The sequence below is a fragment of the Spirochaeta cellobiosiphila DSM 17781 genome (genome assembly GCF_000426705.1).
Classification (GTDB): Bacteria; Spirochaetota; Spirochaetia; order DSM-17781; family DSM-17781; genus Spirochaeta_E; species Spirochaeta_E cellobiosiphila.
In genome coordinates this window covers 89073-105271 of sequence record NZ_KE384555.1, presented here as the reverse complement: position 1 = coordinate 105271, position 16199 = coordinate 89073, and the positions used below count along the sequence as shown (strand labels likewise).

The window sequence follows — 16199 nt, the reverse complement described above, 5'->3', positions numbered from 1 at the left end:
AATTATCTTGATTATTAGGAGTGTAGATACTTTGGCGAAGCTTTTTTCTGAATTTAACATTAAAAATATGAATCTCAAGAATAGAATCATGATGGCCCCTATGTGTATGTTTAGTGCTGGTCCTGATGGTAAAGTTACTGATTGGCATTATGTCCATTATTCAACCAGAGCAGCAGGTGGTACAGGATTAATTATTCTTGAAGCTACAGGAGTTGAACCAAGAGGAAGAATTACTGTGAATGACCTTGGTATATGGTCGGATGACCATATAGAAGGTCTTAAAAAGATTGTAGATTCCTGTCATAGCTTGGGTGCCAAAGTAGGAATCCAATTAGCCCATGCAGGTCGTAAATCGGCAACTACTGAGGAAGCCATAATTGCTCCCAGTGCGATTCCCTTCAGTGATGACTACAAAACTCCAGTAGCTATGGAGGAAAAAGATATTGAAGCCGTTATAAAGGCTTTTGCAGAGGGGGCTCGAAGAGCACATGAGGCAGGTTTTGATGTTATCGAATTACATGGGGCTCATGGCTATTTGCTCAATGAGTTCTTGTCTCCTTTAACGAATAAAAGAGCTGATCAGTATGGGGGAACCCTTGAGAACAGAGCCCGGTTCCTAAAAGATGTCCTGGGAGCTGTTCGTAGAGAATGGCCTCTGGAAAAACCTATTATCCTAAGAGTATCAGCAGAGGATTACGTCGAAGAAGGAAACCACCCAGAAGACTTAGCCCAAATCATCAATATGGTTAAAGATTTAGGTATTGAGGCTATTAATGTAAGTTCCGGTGCTGTTGTTGATGCTGTTCCCACAGTCTATCCAGGTTATCAGCTCGCCATGGCAACACATATAAAAGAACAGACTCAGCTTCCTGTCATAGGGGGAGGATTAATAACGACCCCAGAATTAGGGGAAGAAGCTATCAGAAATGGAAAGCTTGATATGATCTTTCTTGGTAGAGAGCTATTACGTAATCCCTATTGGCCGATGGAAGCGGCCCATAAATTAAAAGAAGAACACCAATGGCCAGTACAGTACGAAAGAGGTAAGTGGCGAAGTTAAAATTATTACAAAAGAATATTTCTTATATATAATAGGAGAAGAAAAGGGAGGATTTAATGAAAACTATTAAGTTACTAGGAATTTTTCTTCTCCTATCCTTATTGGTAAGTGGTTGTGCCACATCCATTCCGGTAAAAATGAAGAGGCCTAGTCCCATGGGGTTACAGAAATTTAACTATGTTTCTGTGATTCCTTTTGAATATGATGAAGAAAACACCAAAAGTATCATTGAAGGTAAAGGTTTTTTAGAAAAGATCCTTTCAGCCTTAAGTGGTAGTCAGAACAATGAAGATTATAGTGAATTAACAAAGCTTTTAACCCAGGAATTGGGCAATAATGTCGCTAATTCCGGTTTCTTTTCCTACATTCCCTTTGAGACATTAAATGAAGAAAGCAAAAGGGATCAAATTGAAGTATATATATCAGGCAAAATAACCAGTATTGAAGATCGGGATATTGAATCAAAGGAATCTGAAACTTATACAGACGATCAAGGTGTTGAGCAAACTCGAATGGTTTCCTATACAACACGATCATCTGTTATCCAGGTTAATTATTACATCATTGATAATGACAATGTAATAATCAGTTCCAAAACCTCGGAAGCCACTGTAGAAAGTAAAGAAGAACATAGTATTGATCTAAAAAGCTTTGAAAAACTACACAAAGAAGCTATCGAAGAACTGGTTGAAATCATTTCTGATAACTTACTACCAGAGAATTATACTGCTTATCGTACTTTGGCAAAAGACAAAATGAAAGACGAGCGAATGGAACAAGCCAAAGAATATGTAGAAAATGGTTTTTACAAAGATGCCCTTGTTCTCTATCAGCTCATATATAGTGATACTGGTAACTTTGCTGCCGGTTATAATGGGGCTATCCTTACAGAAGTTCTGGGAGACATTGATAAGGCCATGGAAGACATGGAAGCCTTAGCAAGATCAACTATGAATAAGAAAGCTGTTAATGAACTAAAACGAATGAAAAACACAAAAGCTGAAATGGACAGTTTTAACTAGATATGACGAGCTGGTAATATTTATATGGCCAGCTCATTTATTACTTAACGCAAATATCCAAAAAATGAGCTGTTACAATAATCTATGCAACAGCTCTCTTTTCCTTAATTAGTGGTTTATGGTTGTTTACCAATGTAAGCCAGGATACCACCATCAACATATAGTACGTGACCATTAATAAAGTCAGAGGCACTGGAAGCCAAGAATACCGCAGGACCCATAAGATCATCAGGAATTCCCCAACGTGCTGCTGGAGTCTTAGAAATGATGAATTTATTAAAAGGATGCTCTGGTGTTCTTAAAGGTGCTGTTTGTGGAGTTTCAATATAACCAGGTCCAATACCATTACATTGGATGTTGTATTCTCCATACTCACTAGCTATGTTACGAGTAAGCATTTTAAGACCACCTTTGGCAGCTGCATAAGCAGATACGGTTTCCCGTCCAAGCTCACTCATCATTGAACAAATATTGATAATTTTACCAGATCGTCGTTTCATCATAGAAGGTAGAACAGCCTTCGCGCAGATAAAAGGACCGTTCAAGTCAACATCAATAACCTGTCGGAATTCATCAGCACTCATTTCATGCATAGGGATTCTCTTGATGATTCCTGCATTGTTAACAAGAATATCAATAGGTCCTACTTCCTTTTCAACCTTTTCTACCAATTCTTTCATTTGGGCTTCGTCAGTAACGTTAGCCACATATCCGTAAGCTTCTATTCCTTCTTCTTTGTAAGAAGCCATACCCTTATCTACTAGATCTTGGTTAATGTCATTAAAAACGATTTTGGCACCGTACTTAGAAAAACCCTTAGCCATGGCAAAACCTATTCCATAGGATGCACCAGTAACTAAAGCTACTTTGCCAGTCAAATCGAAACTATTCTCTGTGAACATTATTTCCTCCCTCACTGAAATTACAAACTATATTATAATGCTTTATAGGATTTGTTCTACAAAGATAGCGCTTGAAAGGAGGACAACTTTTCTACTTCAGTGACAATCCTTATGATATTCGCCAGTCCTGAGCTCTTGTGCTGTCTGACCCAGAACGGTTAATGCTCTTTTGCGTGACTCTGTTAATTTGTGTCCTACATTAAGTCGGATATAATGATCAAAATGATGACTTGTTGAAAACAGTGCTCCTGGTGCTGCAATAATCCCTTTACCAGCTGCTTTCTCGAAGACCTTGGTTCCATCGATATCCTCAGGTAAGGCTACCCATAATAGACAGGCTCCCGAAGGTTTTCTTATGTAACTGCCTGGGGGCAGAACCTCAGATAAGTATTGGATATGATCATCAATTCTCTTTTCCAGGGCCGATCTTAGGCCCAGCAAATGCTGGCGGTGAGCCTTTGTCGCCACAAATTGTTTCATCAGTTCCTGAGATAGGTGATTCGATTCCATAGATAGGGCTAATTTTGCTTCAGCCAATTCTTTTATCCGACCTTTAGCATGTATCCATCCCAATCTGATACCGGGGGCAATGGATTTGGAAAAGGAAGATAGGGTAATGATAAGGGGAGAATCAGAGTAATAACATAGATTTGTTGGTCGTACTTTGTTAAAGGAAAGATCTCCATAGACATCATCCTGAAGGAGATAAAATTGATATTCTATAGCCAGATTTACTAAACGTTTCTTCTCATCTTCCGCCATTGTAATACCAGTAGGATTATGAACATTCGGCTGTGCTATGACCATTTTTACTTTATTGTGTATAAGTTCCTCTTGAAGTATATCCAGATCCAGTCCCTTTTCTCCAACGGGAACTTCAATGATTTTGACATGACGTCTGGATAATTGATGGAAATAATTATGGTAAGTGGGGGATTCCACCACCAAAGTATCTCCGTCCTCCAATAGTTGCTGAAGGACTAAAGCTAAGCCTTCTGTGGCTCCATTTGTTATAAGAATGTCATCAGGATTTATACCGGGACTAACGTTTCTATATTGTAAGCTTATACGCTGTTTCATACGTGTATCCCCTTCCAGGTCTCCATAATTGAGCCAGGAATGATCCAGTTTTAACATCAGCTTTTTAAGAAGTTCACCAGGGAGAATATCATCCTCGGGAGCGGCACAGGCGAAGGTAGGATCAATGGTTATCAGCTGAGCATATAACTGGTCTAAACGTTGACCACTTTTTCTAGCTTCTGTTACATATCTGTCGGGGAGGGGATGGGGCGTTCCTATACCCTGCTGTGTCATAGGGAGAGCTTTCTGATTAATATAATACCCACCTCTCTCTGTGGTTTTAATAAAACCTTCATCTACAAGCAGATCATAGGCTTTGATAACAGTATTCAGTGAATATCCCGATTGGGAGGCTTGTTCCCTAAGGGATAATAAGCGCTCTCCCTGATCAAAATAGTCTCCTGTTATCTGATTCTTTACATTGTGGTAAAGCTGCTCATACTTCTTCATCTTTTTATTCTATTGTACCCATAATAAATACACAATCTGTATCTGTACCCTTTTTAGGTATTTATCTAACCTGCTATCAAGGAGTTAGCCATGAATAATGTAAAGAAATACTCTTTATTTATCCTTGTCTGTGCCATTTTTGGTAATACTTTTCTCGCCATCAGTCTGGGATTGAAAGCAGGGGCCTCTCCTCTGTTATATGGAGGAATACGGTTCACAGCCGCTGGTTTTATCATGATTATGGTGATGTTACTCACAGGAAAAGTATCTATTCAACAATTAAAATCCTTATGTCTGAGATCAGCCTTTCTATCCCTTTTTCTCGTGGTAGGAACTTTTGGTTTAATGTTTATAGCTCAGACAAAAGTTGATTCCGGCTTTATGGCTCGACTGGATGCTACAGGACCTATATTCACAGCTCTGTTTGCTTCACTATTCTTGCATAAAAGACTGAATCCTTATCACTATATTGCTTTATTATTAGGAACGATGGGATCATTCTTGATTGCCGCTCCTTCAAGTGCTACCCATCCTATTATGTATCTTATCGCAGCTTGGGGATGTGTGATTCTCTATGCTGTGGGTAATGTCCTGTATCCCCTTTTATTTAAAAAAGAGGAAAGTGCTGTTACTATTAATGCCCTTCAGTCCTTGATAGGAGGGCTTCTCTTACTGGGATTAAGTTATATAGCAGGGCAGACTGCCTTCCCGGCAAAGGCCATACTACCTCTTCTGTATCTTATCATTGCCGGTTCTATTATAGCCCACACTGCTGTGATGGTACTTGTGAAGGAAGCGGGGCCCTTATTCGCTTCTGGATGGTTATATGTGGCCCCTATCATAGCCACCCTATCTGGTTATATCATTTTAAAGGAAAGCATTTCCTTCCTTGAGATGGGAGGAACCATTCTTGCTCTGATAGGAACCTTTCTCCTGGGGGTAGGTGAGAATAAATCAGCACAAAAGCAAAAAACAGGGACAAAAAAATAATCTTGTGACATTATACTTTTATGATAAGGACAATGATAGAAAAAGATGGTCCAGGAGTCCTGGATGTGTACAAAAAAGGTTTGGATGCTCGCATTGCTACCTTTCAAACAGAAGTTCCCCCATGGGAAGAGTGGTGGACAGGCCATCACCACCATTCCTGCTTTGTCTATGAAGCAGATGGTGAGGTAAAGGGTTGGTCTGCCCTATCGCCTGTGTCCAAAAGGGACGTTTATCGAGGTGTGTGTGAGCTTAGTATCTATGTAGATCCTGAGTATAGCCACAAGGGAATTGGAACGAAATTATTAGAAAAGACAATAGAGTCTTCTGAGCAGGAAGGTATTTGGACATTGTTTTCCAGTGTCTTTCCCGAAAACATCCCTTCCTTAAAGCTTCATGAGCGCTTTGGTTTTAGAGTGATCGGCAGAAGAGAAAAAATCGCTCAATTAGACGGAGTGTGGAAGGACACAATCATTTTAGAACGGAGAAGTACTGTTATCAGTTAATATTATGGATAAGATAAAGATAGGTATTAGCAGTTGTTTGCTTGGTAATCAGGTTCGCTATGACGGGCAACATAAATGGGATCGTTATATTACAGAGACTCTCAGCCAATGGTTCGACTTTGTTCCCGTCTGTCCTGAAGTGGAATGTGGAATGACCATTCCCCGGGAGTCTATGCGTTTAGTAGGTGATCCTGAAAATCCCCTCTTGTTAACTGGTAAAACGAAGCTGGATAAAACAGAACAGATGCAGTCCTGGATTCCGGGTAAACTGGATCAATTGGCCCAGTCGGATATTGTGGGTTTTATATTCAAATCAAAAAGTCCTTCTTCCGGTTTCTATAATGTAAAAGTATATAATGAAGAGGGCGTTACCATTAGTCATAAGGGACAAGGTTTATTCGCCAAAGCCTTTGCCCGAAGATTCCCGGATATTCCTGTCGAAGAGGAAGGACGACTTCATGATCCTGGTCTCAGAGAACGCTTTATAGAAGCTCTTTTTACCATGCAAGATTGGCGTAAGCATGTGAAAGGGAAAAAGGCCAGGGACCTTGTTGATTTTCATAGTCGACACAAATACACCTTTATGGCTCATAGTCCTTCTTTACTTAAAGAAATGGGAGCTCTTGTGGCTTCCTTAGGTCAAAAAGATCTGGATAGCCTTCGTTCTGAATACTTGGCTTTACTTGTTAAGATGGTGGGAGAGCAGAAATCCTTAAATAATAATTACAATGTTCTCCTTCATATGCTGGGATATTTTAAGAAGAAGATATCACCTGAAGAAAAACAGGAATTACTACAGGTCTGTGATCAGTACCACAAAGGTTATGTTCCTCTGGTTGTTCCTTTAACCTTAATCCGTCATTACTCTCTTATTTACAAAGAAGAGTACCTCTTAAGCCAAAGGTTCTTAAATCCCCATCCCATTGAATTGGGCTTGTTAAATCATGTTTAAGTTCTACGAGAGCTGATATTCAATATAAAATTCTAGGGTAAACTCACCATTCTCTGTATAGGGAGGAGGAAAGGGTGCCGCCCTTTTGGCACTGACCATAGCCCCTTTATCTAACAAGGGATAACCTGATGATTCAAGGACGAGGCATTGGGCTAACTTCCCTTTGGCGTTGATTACCAGACGAATCTTTACTTTCCCTGTTTGATTACGCCGTTGGGCTGCCTTCGGGTAGAGTTTATTACGTCCTACCTCAGTGAGAACCATATTCTGATAATTCACAAAAGCTGGTGATACTTGAGGTTCTGGCTCCGGCTCTGTAATGGGATCCTCCTTCTGGGGGAGGACTTCCTCAATGATAGGAGCTTCCTCTTTAACCGGTTCTGGTTTAGGAAGCTCTTTAGGAATAGGGGGCTCTGGTTGAGGTTTTGTTCTAATAGGTTCAGGTGCTTTGGGAGGAATCACTAGACTTACTTCTGTAACCTTTTTATCCATAGAGCTGGGAACAAATTTATCCACAGTCTTATCTGGGGCAAAGAAGAAGGCTCCTCCCCATAGAACAGCATTTACAGTAATACTAAGGACCAGACGATTCATATTGAATTCCTATTTTCTCCCCGCCGCCCTTACGTATTTCATCCAGGACTTTGACAAACATCCCAAAATCAACCTGTTCATCACTGGCGATGCTAATAGTTCCTTCAGGTGTACTAGCCACCCATGTTGATATGATAGGGCTGATTTCCTCTAATTCCACGATTTGGTCATCAACGGCGATTCTACCATCTTCCCCAACGGATAGGCTAATGTGAGTCTTTTGTTGTTCTCCTGTGGTTGCCTGAGGTAAGTCCATAGGCAATATAGACTTGTTAAATTCAGAGGCAATCATGAAGAAGATAAGTAAGATAAAGATGACATCAATAAGGGGCATGATATTGATATCCTCTTCAGATTGATGATAGGCCTTGATTTTATTCAGTGGCATTCGATTCTTCCAAGGTTAAAATCGCTATTTGCATATCTAAAGTTCTATCTGTGATGATCTTTTTGAATATCCGTAAACATACCAGAGAGGGAATCGCCACAACTAGCCCAAAAGCTGTGGTCAACATTGCCTCCCATATTCCTCCAGATAACTGTCCAATATCGACCGAAGCCCCTGCATTGGCCATTTGCTGGAAGGCTTTGATTAGACCTGTAACGGTTCCTAATAATCCAAGTGAAGGAGCAATGGTCATGATACAGGATAATATCCATAAGCCCTGCTCCATTTTATCAATTAGAAGGGCATTGGCTTTATCCAGTGAAGCATTATACTGCTTCTGAGGTAAATATTTGCTAATATGGTATTGGTTCATGATCTGTTTTGCTTGAGATCTTTTGTTTAATTGGGTTCCCTCCATGGTGATATGTTTACGATTATAACTGGTAATAATAAAAAACAGGATGCGTTCCAGGACGATAACTGATGCCAAAAAGAGAAGGGCAACCAAAACATAGTTAATGACTCCGCCCTTCTGAATTAATGAAAATAATGACATAAAAAACCTCATAGTGATGTCTATATAGTAAATACAGATTAATTCTTATGACATATATGGGAATAGTGTGTCAATGTCGTAATAAAAGACTATAAGATGTTATTTAACATAGGAATATTATCTATATATCCTTATGTTCAAGTATTGCTAACCAGGTGAATAGAGAATTGTATAGTTAATGGGAGCTAATTTAATTGTTGCCTATAGAATTATTTGTCTGATTATTTTAATAATAATTAATAATAAGAAATGGGGACGATCTACACTCTTTATAGGGGGATTTATTTCATTATTGATCTCAAAGATGTGATTATTACGGGAAAAATGTAAATAAATAAAAGATAAGAAATATTAGCGCGCCTACTTGAATAATTAACATTTCTTCTAATAAATTAACCAGGATTAATACATATTAACTGACTAGGAGAGTAATATATGTCTTTTTGGCGAGAACGTTTTCGCTTGGCTATCATGGTTATTGGCACCTTATTGTGTGTCGTAAGTCCCTTGATGGCCGAAGATTCTGACACAGAATCAGAAGCTCCCACCATCATTGTTGAGGGAGAACAGGAAAGTAATAATGGGATTACCAATCCTAATGATATGGACGGATATGTCCCTAATGAAGTAAGTGCTGGTGCAAAAGTCGCTACACCTATCGAAGAAATACCTCAAGCCATCTCTGTTATTGGAGAGGAAGAGCTTAAGGACCGGGGTGTTCAGAAGATTGATGAAGCTTTGAGATACACTGCTGGTGTTGTTACTCAGACTTATACAGATACGGATTCAGAATGGTTTTATATGAGAGGTTTCAACGCCCGAGAGACTGGTCTCTATCTGGACGGATTACAGATGCTCAGTTTTGGATTCGCCGTTCCCATGATTGATTCTTATTTGACTGAACGAATAGAGGTTCTCAAGGGGCCTTCCTCTGTTCTGTATGGTGGATCAAGTCCCGGTGGATTAGTGAATAGTGTCAGCAAAAGAGCCAATGGACAACGAATCCGTAAGCTGGATCTAGGGGGGACACTAGATCCAAATGGGTATGTTGCTTTTGATATGGGAGATACGTTTGGTGCTGATAGTCCTTGGAGTTATCGATTAGTAACAAAAATCAAAGGGGGTAACACCCAGGTTGAATATGCCTATAACTTTAGAGGTTTAGTGGCGCCCAGTCTACTATATCAACCAACTGATCGTACCCGTGTTCAGTTGTATGGTAGTTATCAATATGATAATCAGAATCATGGAAATGGATTCTTTCCTTATGTAGGAACTGTGAAGAAAGCTTCCTATGGTTATATCCCTCGCGATTTATATACCGCCGGTGATCCTGATGAAGATCTGTTTCTTAATAATCAAGTACTTACAGGTATCGAAGGAGAGCAAGTCCTCAATGATCATCTGGTGCTTCATTCTCACACAAGGTTTGCTTATCTACACAGACAGGAAAAATATGATTTTGTGTATGATACAGATCATACTGATAATGTTCTTAATCGAGCACGATATAACATTGACGTTTTTAGCCTCATTCTTGAAAGTGATAATAATGCCCTCTTTGATTTTAATACAGGAAGTATTTCTCATCAGGCAATGGCTGGCATAAATTATCAGTATTATAATCATGATGCAGCTCAAAATTACGCTGCAGCTGATCCATTGAATGTCGATAATCCCGTTTATACCAATAATACAGATGTTGAAAGAGTAGAAAAAGATTTATTCTATTTGAATAAACTTGGTTTCTATTTACAGGATCAAATGGATTTAGGTTATGGATTCTTAACGACAGTTAATGGCCGTTATGATCTTTTTGGTATTGATTATGAGAACAGAAGTACACGGGATAACGCTAATACTCTGGATCAGGCCTTTAGTGGCAAAGCTGGTTTAATATACCAAAGTAAGTGGGGTATTAATCCTTATATCAGTGCAAATAGATTCTTTAATCCACAAATGGTTCCTGCCGCTGATGATGAGGCATTAATCCCGGAAACTGGTGAACAATATGAAGCAGGATTAAAGTATAAATCTGATATTTTTAATACCTTCTTAACGACATCCCTTTATCAAATAACAAAAAGAGACACTCTTCAAAAGATCGGGACAAAATATGTCCGTAATGGTGAAGTCCGGTCTAGAGGGTGGGAAGTGGATGCTAAGGTAAGTCCGTTAATGGGCTTGGACTTAACAGCAGCACTAACTTTACAGGACATTGTGATTGTTAAAGATAAGGATTCTAGTATAGAAGAAAATCGTCCCTTATTTGCCCCTGAGGTAATAGCTTCCCTTTATCCCAAATACACTTTTCAATCGGGTACTTTTAAAGGTGTAGGATTTGGTGGTGGTATTAGATATCAAAGTGAAACTTTTGCAGATACTGCCAATAAATTAGAAATCCCTGGATACACCTTATATGATGCTTCTCTGCATTATAATAGGGATAATTGGGGACTCAATCTCTCTGTTACTAACCTATTGGATACGACCTACTATGCCGGTGAAGGTGATTATATATTCTACGGTGAAGGCCGAAGAGTCCTCCTTCAAAGTCACCTATCTTTCTAATCAGTAAAACATTACAGTCCCTCTTTGGAGGGGCTTTTTTATGCCTATTCCCTGCATGTCCTTATCAGCTTTCTCCACTTTTCAACATAAGAATCAAAGTTAGAAGGCCCTTCTAAAAAAGTTAGAAGGACTAGCTAAAGATATTAGAAGGCCCTTCTAAAAGTTTTAGAAGGCCTTTCTAATATTGTTTTTCCCACTAGCTTTATCTGTATATGTTGTTATGTATCAATAGAAGTAAGTAGGGCGCTAAAGATTAATGATCCCGTCTTTCATCAGAACGTTCATTCTTTGGTAGAAAGGGGGAGATGATACGGGAATAGGGCAGGATTTGTTACGTGTAGCCTATTATAATGTAAAAGGTAGGTAAATAGTTGTAAAAAGGAGAAAATAAAATTGAAAAAACAATTATTTTTGATCTATCTCTTAATCTTAGGTGTTACTGTATACAGCCAATCTCATTACCAAATACAGTTCAATGAATTAATCGGTGAAGGAAGGTATGAAGAAGGATTAGTTCTTCTCAAGGAATGGGAGAAAGCTGAGCCAAATGATATTGAAATGCTTATCGGATATGGTAATTATTATTGCAATGTTAATAGGCAAGAGAATCCTTCAATGGGGCGTAATCCTGAAGATGGTAAATACTATGCTGCCTATCTTCATGTTATATGGGATGTTGATGATATACACAAAGCTGTCAGCTATTTAGACGAAGCTCTAACCCTCGCACCTTATCGTCTCGACATCTATCTTGGTAAGAATTACATGTTGGATTTGATTCATGATACAGATTTGATGACAGAATCCATTCTGAAAATGTTGAACACACAAAAAGAAGATCAACCTAACTGGCTATGGACAAATAATAAGCCACTATCTTCTATTGGTCGAACTGTTGAGGATGTCCTCGTTTCTTCTGTAAAAGATCGGTTGCAGTATATGAATAGAAATCCTGTAAACAATAAGAACAATATACAAAAAATTATCGATGCTGAATTAGCCCTTTATCCTGATAACATAATATTCCTAAACATTGCAGGAAACTTTTATGATGATTTGGGAAACAGGAACAAAGCTATTAATATGTATAATCGTGCTCTTGAAATCAATCCAAAAGACTATATTGTGATGTACAACATGGGCTTGGTTTATGAAGCTTTGGGAGAAAAGGAAATGGCTAAAAAATATTATCAGTCTGCTTTGGATAACGCAACAAACTCTCAACATAAAGAACTATTGAAAAAAAGAATTCAAGGGATCAGTCAGTAGCTTTCTTCTGAGTATAAAAAGATATCCCTCTTAAAAAAGAAGGAGGGATATCTGCTTAAATCTTAAAAACGTCGTACAGCTCTGGCTCTACCTGCGCTAGCTTGATTGATTAGTCCATTGCTTCCATTTGACATGTCAATGTATCGGGCCTCAGTAGAACCATAATCCGATGATACCCAATAACGTCCAGAGCTCGATAAATTACTAAGAGCAGACTTGTTTTTATAGATTTCTTTCATCTCATATAATGAAGGTAGGAACCAGTCTGAGTAACCATTGATACTAAGATTATTACAAGTTTTGGCTAGAAAAGTTGTATTTCCTAAATTATTGGAATTATAGGATGCTATGATTAATGTTGTATTTTCTAATCCTTTTCCCATATCAAAGGATAACCCACTGGTTGTTGGGGATGGTGTACTTGAATCCCAAGTAACAACAGATGAACCAATATCACTTGGGGCTGCCTCCAAATACTGCCATCCTGCAGAATTATCCGCTGCTACATAGAAGATAACACCCCCTGCTGGGCCTGTATCTCCCACGGAATATCCATCAGAAGAACCGTCTTCCTCGGAATATCCATCAGAAGAACCATTTTCCTCGGAATATCCATCAGAAGAACCACCTCCTCCAGCGCTTGCTTCACTACATCCCGCCATGACTATAATGCTGGTCAGGGTTAAAAGGCTTAATATGCCTACCATTTTGTTTCTCAATTCATACTCCTTTACTTACATAATTCATAAATGACTGGTTGGTTAGTAATTTAGCACGGTTCAGCTTTTTAACAATGATTCTGAAAAAAAAGAGAAGGGGAGCCTTGAGTCTTGCACGGGAAAGGCAGGATTATTGAAACATTTGCGTTATTAATGTGTATATTCAGGTAGAAGACCCAGCACATAAAAAGGGAAGATAATGCAACAAGACTTTTTTAAGAAATTCAATATAAACCCACTCAAATTTGATCAAAGCGGACTAAAGTGGGAAGATCTTCTGGCTATCAGCACCCATTACGATACAATCAAACCTGATTTAGCCGCTGTGGGCAAGTTCGCCGTAGAAAGTATTCTCAAGTGTAAAAACGTTCATTCCATTAATTACAGGGTAAAGGACAATGAACATCTCATAGAGAAAATCATTCGTAAGACTATTGCTGATCCCTGTCGTCGAATTAGAATCGATAACTATCAAGAACAAATCACTGACCTTGTGGGAGTTAGAGCTTTACATTTATTTAAGGAAGATTGGAGCGCTATCCATGAGTTTATGATGGATAGTTGGAATCTTGCTGAACCTCCAAAGGCCTATGTCCGGCATGGGGATTCTCCCAGAATCATCGAGTACTATAAGGAAAAGGACTGTGAAGTAGAGGAACATCCCTTTGGGTATCGTTCTGTTCACTACCTTATTGAAGCAGGATTGGGCAAAGAAAAACTCAAGGTGGAAGTCCAGGTACGCACTATATTTGAAGAAGCTTGGGGAGAAATCGATCATGTTGTCCGCTATCCCTATCATAAGGATAAGGATATGCTCGTCCGTCTATCATCCATTCTTAATCGCTTGGCTGGTGATGCAGACGAACTGGGAACCTACATGCGTTATTTTAAAACCTACAATGATCAAGTTGAGGCTTCCCATCAACAGGAGATCGAAAGTAAAAACCAAATCATTGACAGCCTTCGCCAACAGATCAATCAACTAACTTTGGATGAAAATCAACTTCAAAGCTTGACGAACAGTTTGGATGCTCTCGAAGGTACGAAGCAGAATATTAAAAAACCAAAACAGGAATATCTCTGGTTAGATTCCTTTATGGATTCGCCCCTGTTCAAGAACCTAAGCCATCAATTGGAGAAAATCGTTCAATCAGAAGGTTTCCAGCCCATTGAAGTGTCCGAGGAAGACTTTGCTATTATGGAGAATGCTCAGAAGGAATTGTTTCAGATACTGGGTAATCCAGAGAAGCTTAACCGATTTTTATCAGATGGTCATGTGAAAAACTTAATGAACCAGATTGAATTTGTGGAACCGAAAAAGTCCTAATCAAGGAAAAAGTATGGATCTTTACCAGGACACACATTACATTAGACAACATGACATTAAATGAACAAATAACTCAAACCTATTTATCCTACCATACTCCCAAAGAGGAAGCTTTTTGGGAGTCCTACATGGGACTTAGTTCTTATGTAGAGGGCACACTTGAACAAAAAGAAGAGGAATACCTCGACTTTGTGAACGATCCCCAATGGTTGGATAAAATCAGGGAAGCCCTTAATCATAATTTGGAAGATAGCGAAAGATTTGTCTTGGAAGGTTGGAAGAAATTCTTTCAAGTTAATCGGATCGATCATCCCAGGGCTCTTGCTATCACAAAGGAATTACTTCCTATGGTCGAGAGGCTTCTAAAAGTACGGAAAAACTATAAGGCCCAATTCGTCAATCCTAGGACAGGCCGGGAAGAAAGCTATCCCGTTAGTAAGCTTCTCGTTCTTGTTAAAACCGATCCTAGTGAAGAAGTGAGAAAGGCTTCCTGGGAAGCTCTACGAGCATTAGAGCATCAATATTATGAGGCTGGATTCCTTGAAGTTGTGAAGAAGCGTAATCAAATGGCTCGTTTACTGGGGTACTCCGATTATTATGATTACAAGAGCCAAATGTATGAAGGAATGAGTAAAGATCAAATCTTTCATTATTTAGATTCTCTTAAGGAAGCGGCTATTAAGCATCTCAGTCCCAGGACGGCATGGAATATGGCTTACGAAAATATGGGAGAGCTCAACAACCTTATCGATCCCTTTGTTCCTTTAGAGACCTCCCTGGATGTGTGGGGACAATCTTTTAGTAGAATGGGATATGGTTTTGCCGGTGCCCAGATCAACATTGACCTTATAGCCAGGGATGAAAAATATTCTAATGGTTTTATGCATGCCCCCCTTCCTCCCTATGTGGGTCCCAAGGGATGGGTTCCTGCCCGTATTAATTTCACAGCCAATGCCTTACCAGGACAGGCTGGTTCCGGTTTAAAAGCCATAGAAACCCTCTTCCACGAAGGAGGACATGCAGCACATTTTGCTAATGTCCGTCAGAAGGCTCCTGTCTTTAGCCAGGAATTTCCCCCAACTTCGGCAGCATTAGCGGAAAGCCAATCCATGTTTGCTGACAGCTTTATTACCGATCCTAATTGGCTTCGTGTATATGGCAAGACACTAGAGGGCGTTTCTATCACAGAAGAGCAAATTGCAAAGATTCAAAAGGAAAAGATTCGTACCTTGCCTGTTGCGATGCTAAGCCTCATGACTATCTGTTACGCAGAGAAAGCCCTTTATGAAATTCCTGAGGATAAGCTAAGTCCTGACTATGTACATAGGGTAATCGAAGAGGCTGAAAGGGAAATGTTTGGAGGCGAACTATGCTTCCGACCTACCTTCGCTGTTCCCCACCTTCTTACAGCTGATGCCAGTTGTACTTATCATGGTTATGTTCTTGCGGAGATAGCTGTACATCAACAAAGGCATTATTTCTATGAGAATTTACCCTATGTAGTTGATAATCCTGCTGTTGGGGAACGTCTTAGAGATAAGCTTTGGTTCTGGGGAAGTAGTAAAGGCTTTGAACAATTGATTGAAGCCGTTACGGAAGAACCCCTTAGTTCTCAATACATCATTGATAACATCAATGGAAAAGCTACTCCTCACAGGGATTCTCAAAGGACAGAAGCTTCGGTTCTAGAGGGAAATATTACTTTGTGTCACGGGGATGAAGTGATCTCTTCTTCCACACAGGGGAATGGGCAAAAGTTATCCAAAGACTTTAGTGAATGGTTGAAAAAATATTAAATTAAAGGTCGACTCATTGA

The 16199-nt window shown here is 39.4% G+C and carries 15 protein-coding genes; 9 read left to right on the top strand and 6 right to left on the bottom strand.

What is annotated here, in order from left to right:
- The first annotated feature begins 31 nt into the window (after positions 1–31).
- Positions 32–1060 (top strand): NADPH dehydrogenase NamA, encoded by a 1029-nt coding sequence (gene namA, locus K345_RS0110835; protein ID WP_028974162.1) that lies wholly within the window; start codon positions 32–34, stop codon positions 1058–1060.
- Positions 1061–1116: 56 nt separating this feature from the next.
- Positions 1117–2082: a hypothetical protein gene (locus tag K345_RS0110830; RefSeq protein WP_028974161.1), complete on the top strand. Its 966-nt coding sequence runs from the start codon at positions 1117–1119 to the stop codon at positions 2080–2082.
- 116 nt (positions 2083–2198) lie between these two features.
- On the opposite strand, the gene K345_RS0110825 is transcribed toward K345_RS0110830, so the two are convergent.
- Both K345_RS0110825 and K345_RS0110820 read right to left on the bottom strand, forming a co-directional pair.
- A complete protein-coding gene (locus K345_RS0110825) occupies positions 2199–2984 on the bottom strand; it encodes a gluconate 5-dehydrogenase (protein ID WP_028974160.1) in 786 nt (261 codons plus the stop codon).
- Between the two features lie 96 nt (positions 2985–3080).
- Entirely contained in the window at positions 3081–4514 is a 1434-nt protein-coding gene (locus K345_RS0110820) for an aminotransferase-like domain-containing protein (protein WP_028974159.1), read from the bottom strand.
- Positions 4515–4604: 90 nt separating this feature from the next.
- Between K345_RS0110820 and K345_RS0110815 the strand changes: the two genes are divergently transcribed.
- From K345_RS0110815 to K345_RS0110805, 3 genes are read left to right on the top strand one after another with little or no spacing between them, the layout of a single operon-like run.
- The gene (locus K345_RS0110815; protein ID WP_028974158.1) at positions 4605–5504 is read left to right on the top strand and encodes a DMT family transporter; all 900 of its coding nucleotides are present in this window, start codon (positions 4605–4607) and stop codon (positions 5502–5504) included.
- 32 nt (positions 5505–5536) lie between these two features.
- A complete protein-coding gene (locus K345_RS0110810) occupies positions 5537–6007 on the top strand; it encodes a GNAT family N-acetyltransferase (protein WP_211227880.1) in 471 nt (156 codons plus the stop codon).
- A 4-nt stretch (positions 6008–6011) separates the two neighbouring features.
- Positions 6012–6959 (top strand): YbgA family protein, encoded by a 948-nt coding sequence (locus K345_RS0110805; RefSeq protein WP_037572064.1) that lies wholly within the window; start codon positions 6012–6014, stop codon positions 6957–6959.
- Between the two features lie 3 nt (positions 6960–6962).
- Here K345_RS0110805 and K345_RS0110800 read toward each other — a convergent pair whose 3' ends face one another.
- The 3 genes from K345_RS0110800 to K345_RS0110790 are packed head-to-tail and all read right to left on the bottom strand — an operon-like array spanning position 6963 to position 8497.
- Positions 6963–7553 (bottom strand): energy transducer TonB, encoded by a 591-nt coding sequence (locus K345_RS0110800; RefSeq protein WP_028974155.1) that lies wholly within the window; start codon positions 7551–7553, stop codon positions 6963–6965.
- Complete coding sequence (locus K345_RS0110795; RefSeq protein ID WP_053228233.1) at positions 7534–7941, bottom strand: ExbD/TolR family protein; 408 nt, start codon at positions 7939–7941, stop codon at positions 7534–7536. Before K345_RS0110795 ends, K345_RS0110800 begins: the two co-directional genes overlap by 20 nt.
- A complete protein-coding gene (locus tag K345_RS0110790; RefSeq protein WP_028974153.1) occupies positions 7928–8497 on the bottom strand; it encodes a MotA/TolQ/ExbB proton channel family protein in 570 nt (189 codons plus the stop codon). The genes K345_RS0110795 and K345_RS0110790 overlap by 14 nt, the downstream gene beginning before the upstream one ends.
- A 435-nt stretch (positions 8498–8932) precedes the next feature.
- Here K345_RS0110790 and K345_RS0110785 point away from each other — a divergent pair, with 435 nt between their 5' ends.
- Both K345_RS0110785 and K345_RS0110780 read left to right on the top strand, forming a co-directional pair.
- The gene (locus K345_RS0110785) at positions 8933–11068 is read left to right on the top strand and encodes a TonB-dependent siderophore receptor (protein ID WP_028974152.1); all 2136 of its coding nucleotides are present in this window, start codon (positions 8933–8935) and stop codon (positions 11066–11068) included.
- A 393-nt stretch (positions 11069–11461) separates the two neighbouring features.
- Positions 11462–12337: a tetratricopeptide repeat protein gene (locus K345_RS0110780; protein WP_028974151.1), complete on the top strand. Its 876-nt coding sequence runs from the start codon at positions 11462–11464 to the stop codon at positions 12335–12337.
- A gap of 62 nt (positions 12338–12399) precedes the next feature.
- Here K345_RS0110780 and K345_RS0110775 read toward each other — a convergent pair whose 3' ends face one another.
- Positions 12400–13056, bottom strand: coding sequence for an Lcl C-terminal domain-containing protein (locus K345_RS0110775; RefSeq protein ID WP_156888376.1), 657 nt, complete (start codon positions 13054–13056; stop codon positions 12400–12402).
- A 199-nt stretch (positions 13057–13255) separates the two neighbouring features.
- On the opposite strand from K345_RS0110775, the gene K345_RS20725 reads away from it, so the two are divergent.
- Together K345_RS20725 and K345_RS0110765 are read left to right on the top strand one after the other, a co-directional pair.
- Positions 13256–14383, top strand: a complete 1128-nt coding sequence (locus K345_RS20725) for a RelA/SpoT domain-containing protein (protein ID WP_053228232.1) — start codon at positions 13256–13258, stop codon at positions 14381–14383.
- A 50-nt stretch (positions 14384–14433) separates the two neighbouring features.
- A complete protein-coding gene (locus tag K345_RS0110765; protein ID WP_028974149.1) occupies positions 14434–16179 on the top strand; it encodes a M3 family metallopeptidase in 1746 nt (581 codons plus the stop codon).
- Positions 16180–16199 lie beyond the last annotated feature (20 nt).

Excerpts from the sequence above, each read along its gene's own strand:
- K345_RS0110830 (WP_028974161.1), top strand. The coding sequence starts at position 1,117 with ATGAAAACTATTAAGTTACTAGGAATTTTTCTTCTCCTATCCTTATTG.
- K345_RS0110825 (WP_028974160.1), bottom strand. The coding sequence starts at position 2,984 with ATGTTCACAGAGAATAGTTTCGATTTGACTGGCAAAGTAGCTTTAGTT.
- K345_RS0110820 (WP_028974159.1), bottom strand. The coding sequence starts at position 4,514 with ATGAAGAAGTATGAGCAGCTTTACCACAATGTAAAGAATCAGATAACA.
- K345_RS0110815 (WP_028974158.1), top strand. The coding sequence starts at position 4,605 with ATGAATAATGTAAAGAAATACTCTTTATTTATCCTTGTCTGTGCCATT.
- K345_RS0110810 (WP_211227880.1), top strand. The coding sequence starts at position 5,537 with ATGATAGAAAAAGATGGTCCAGGAGTCCTGGATGTGTACAAAAAAGGT.
- K345_RS0110805 (WP_037572064.1), top strand. The coding sequence starts at position 6,012 with ATGGATAAGATAAAGATAGGTATTAGCAGTTGTTTGCTTGGTAATCAG.
- K345_RS0110800 (WP_028974155.1), bottom strand. The coding sequence starts at position 7,553 with ATGAATCGTCTGGTCCTTAGTATTACTGTAAATGCTGTTCTATGGGGA.
- K345_RS0110795 (WP_053228233.1), bottom strand. The coding sequence starts at position 7,941 with ATGCCACTGAATAAAATCAAGGCCTATCATCAATCTGAAGAGGATATC.
- K345_RS0110790 (WP_028974153.1), bottom strand. The coding sequence starts at position 8,497 with ATGTCATTATTTTCATTAATTCAGAAGGGCGGAGTCATTAACTATGTT.
- K345_RS0110785 (WP_028974152.1), top strand. The coding sequence starts at position 8,933 with ATGTCTTTTTGGCGAGAACGTTTTCGCTTGGCTATCATGGTTATTGGC.
- K345_RS20725 (WP_053228232.1), top strand. The coding sequence starts at position 13,256 with ATGCAACAAGACTTTTTTAAGAAATTCAATATAAACCCACTCAAATTT.
- K345_RS0110765 (WP_028974149.1), top strand. The coding sequence starts at position 14,434 with ATGACATTAAATGAACAAATAACTCAAACCTATTTATCCTACCATACT.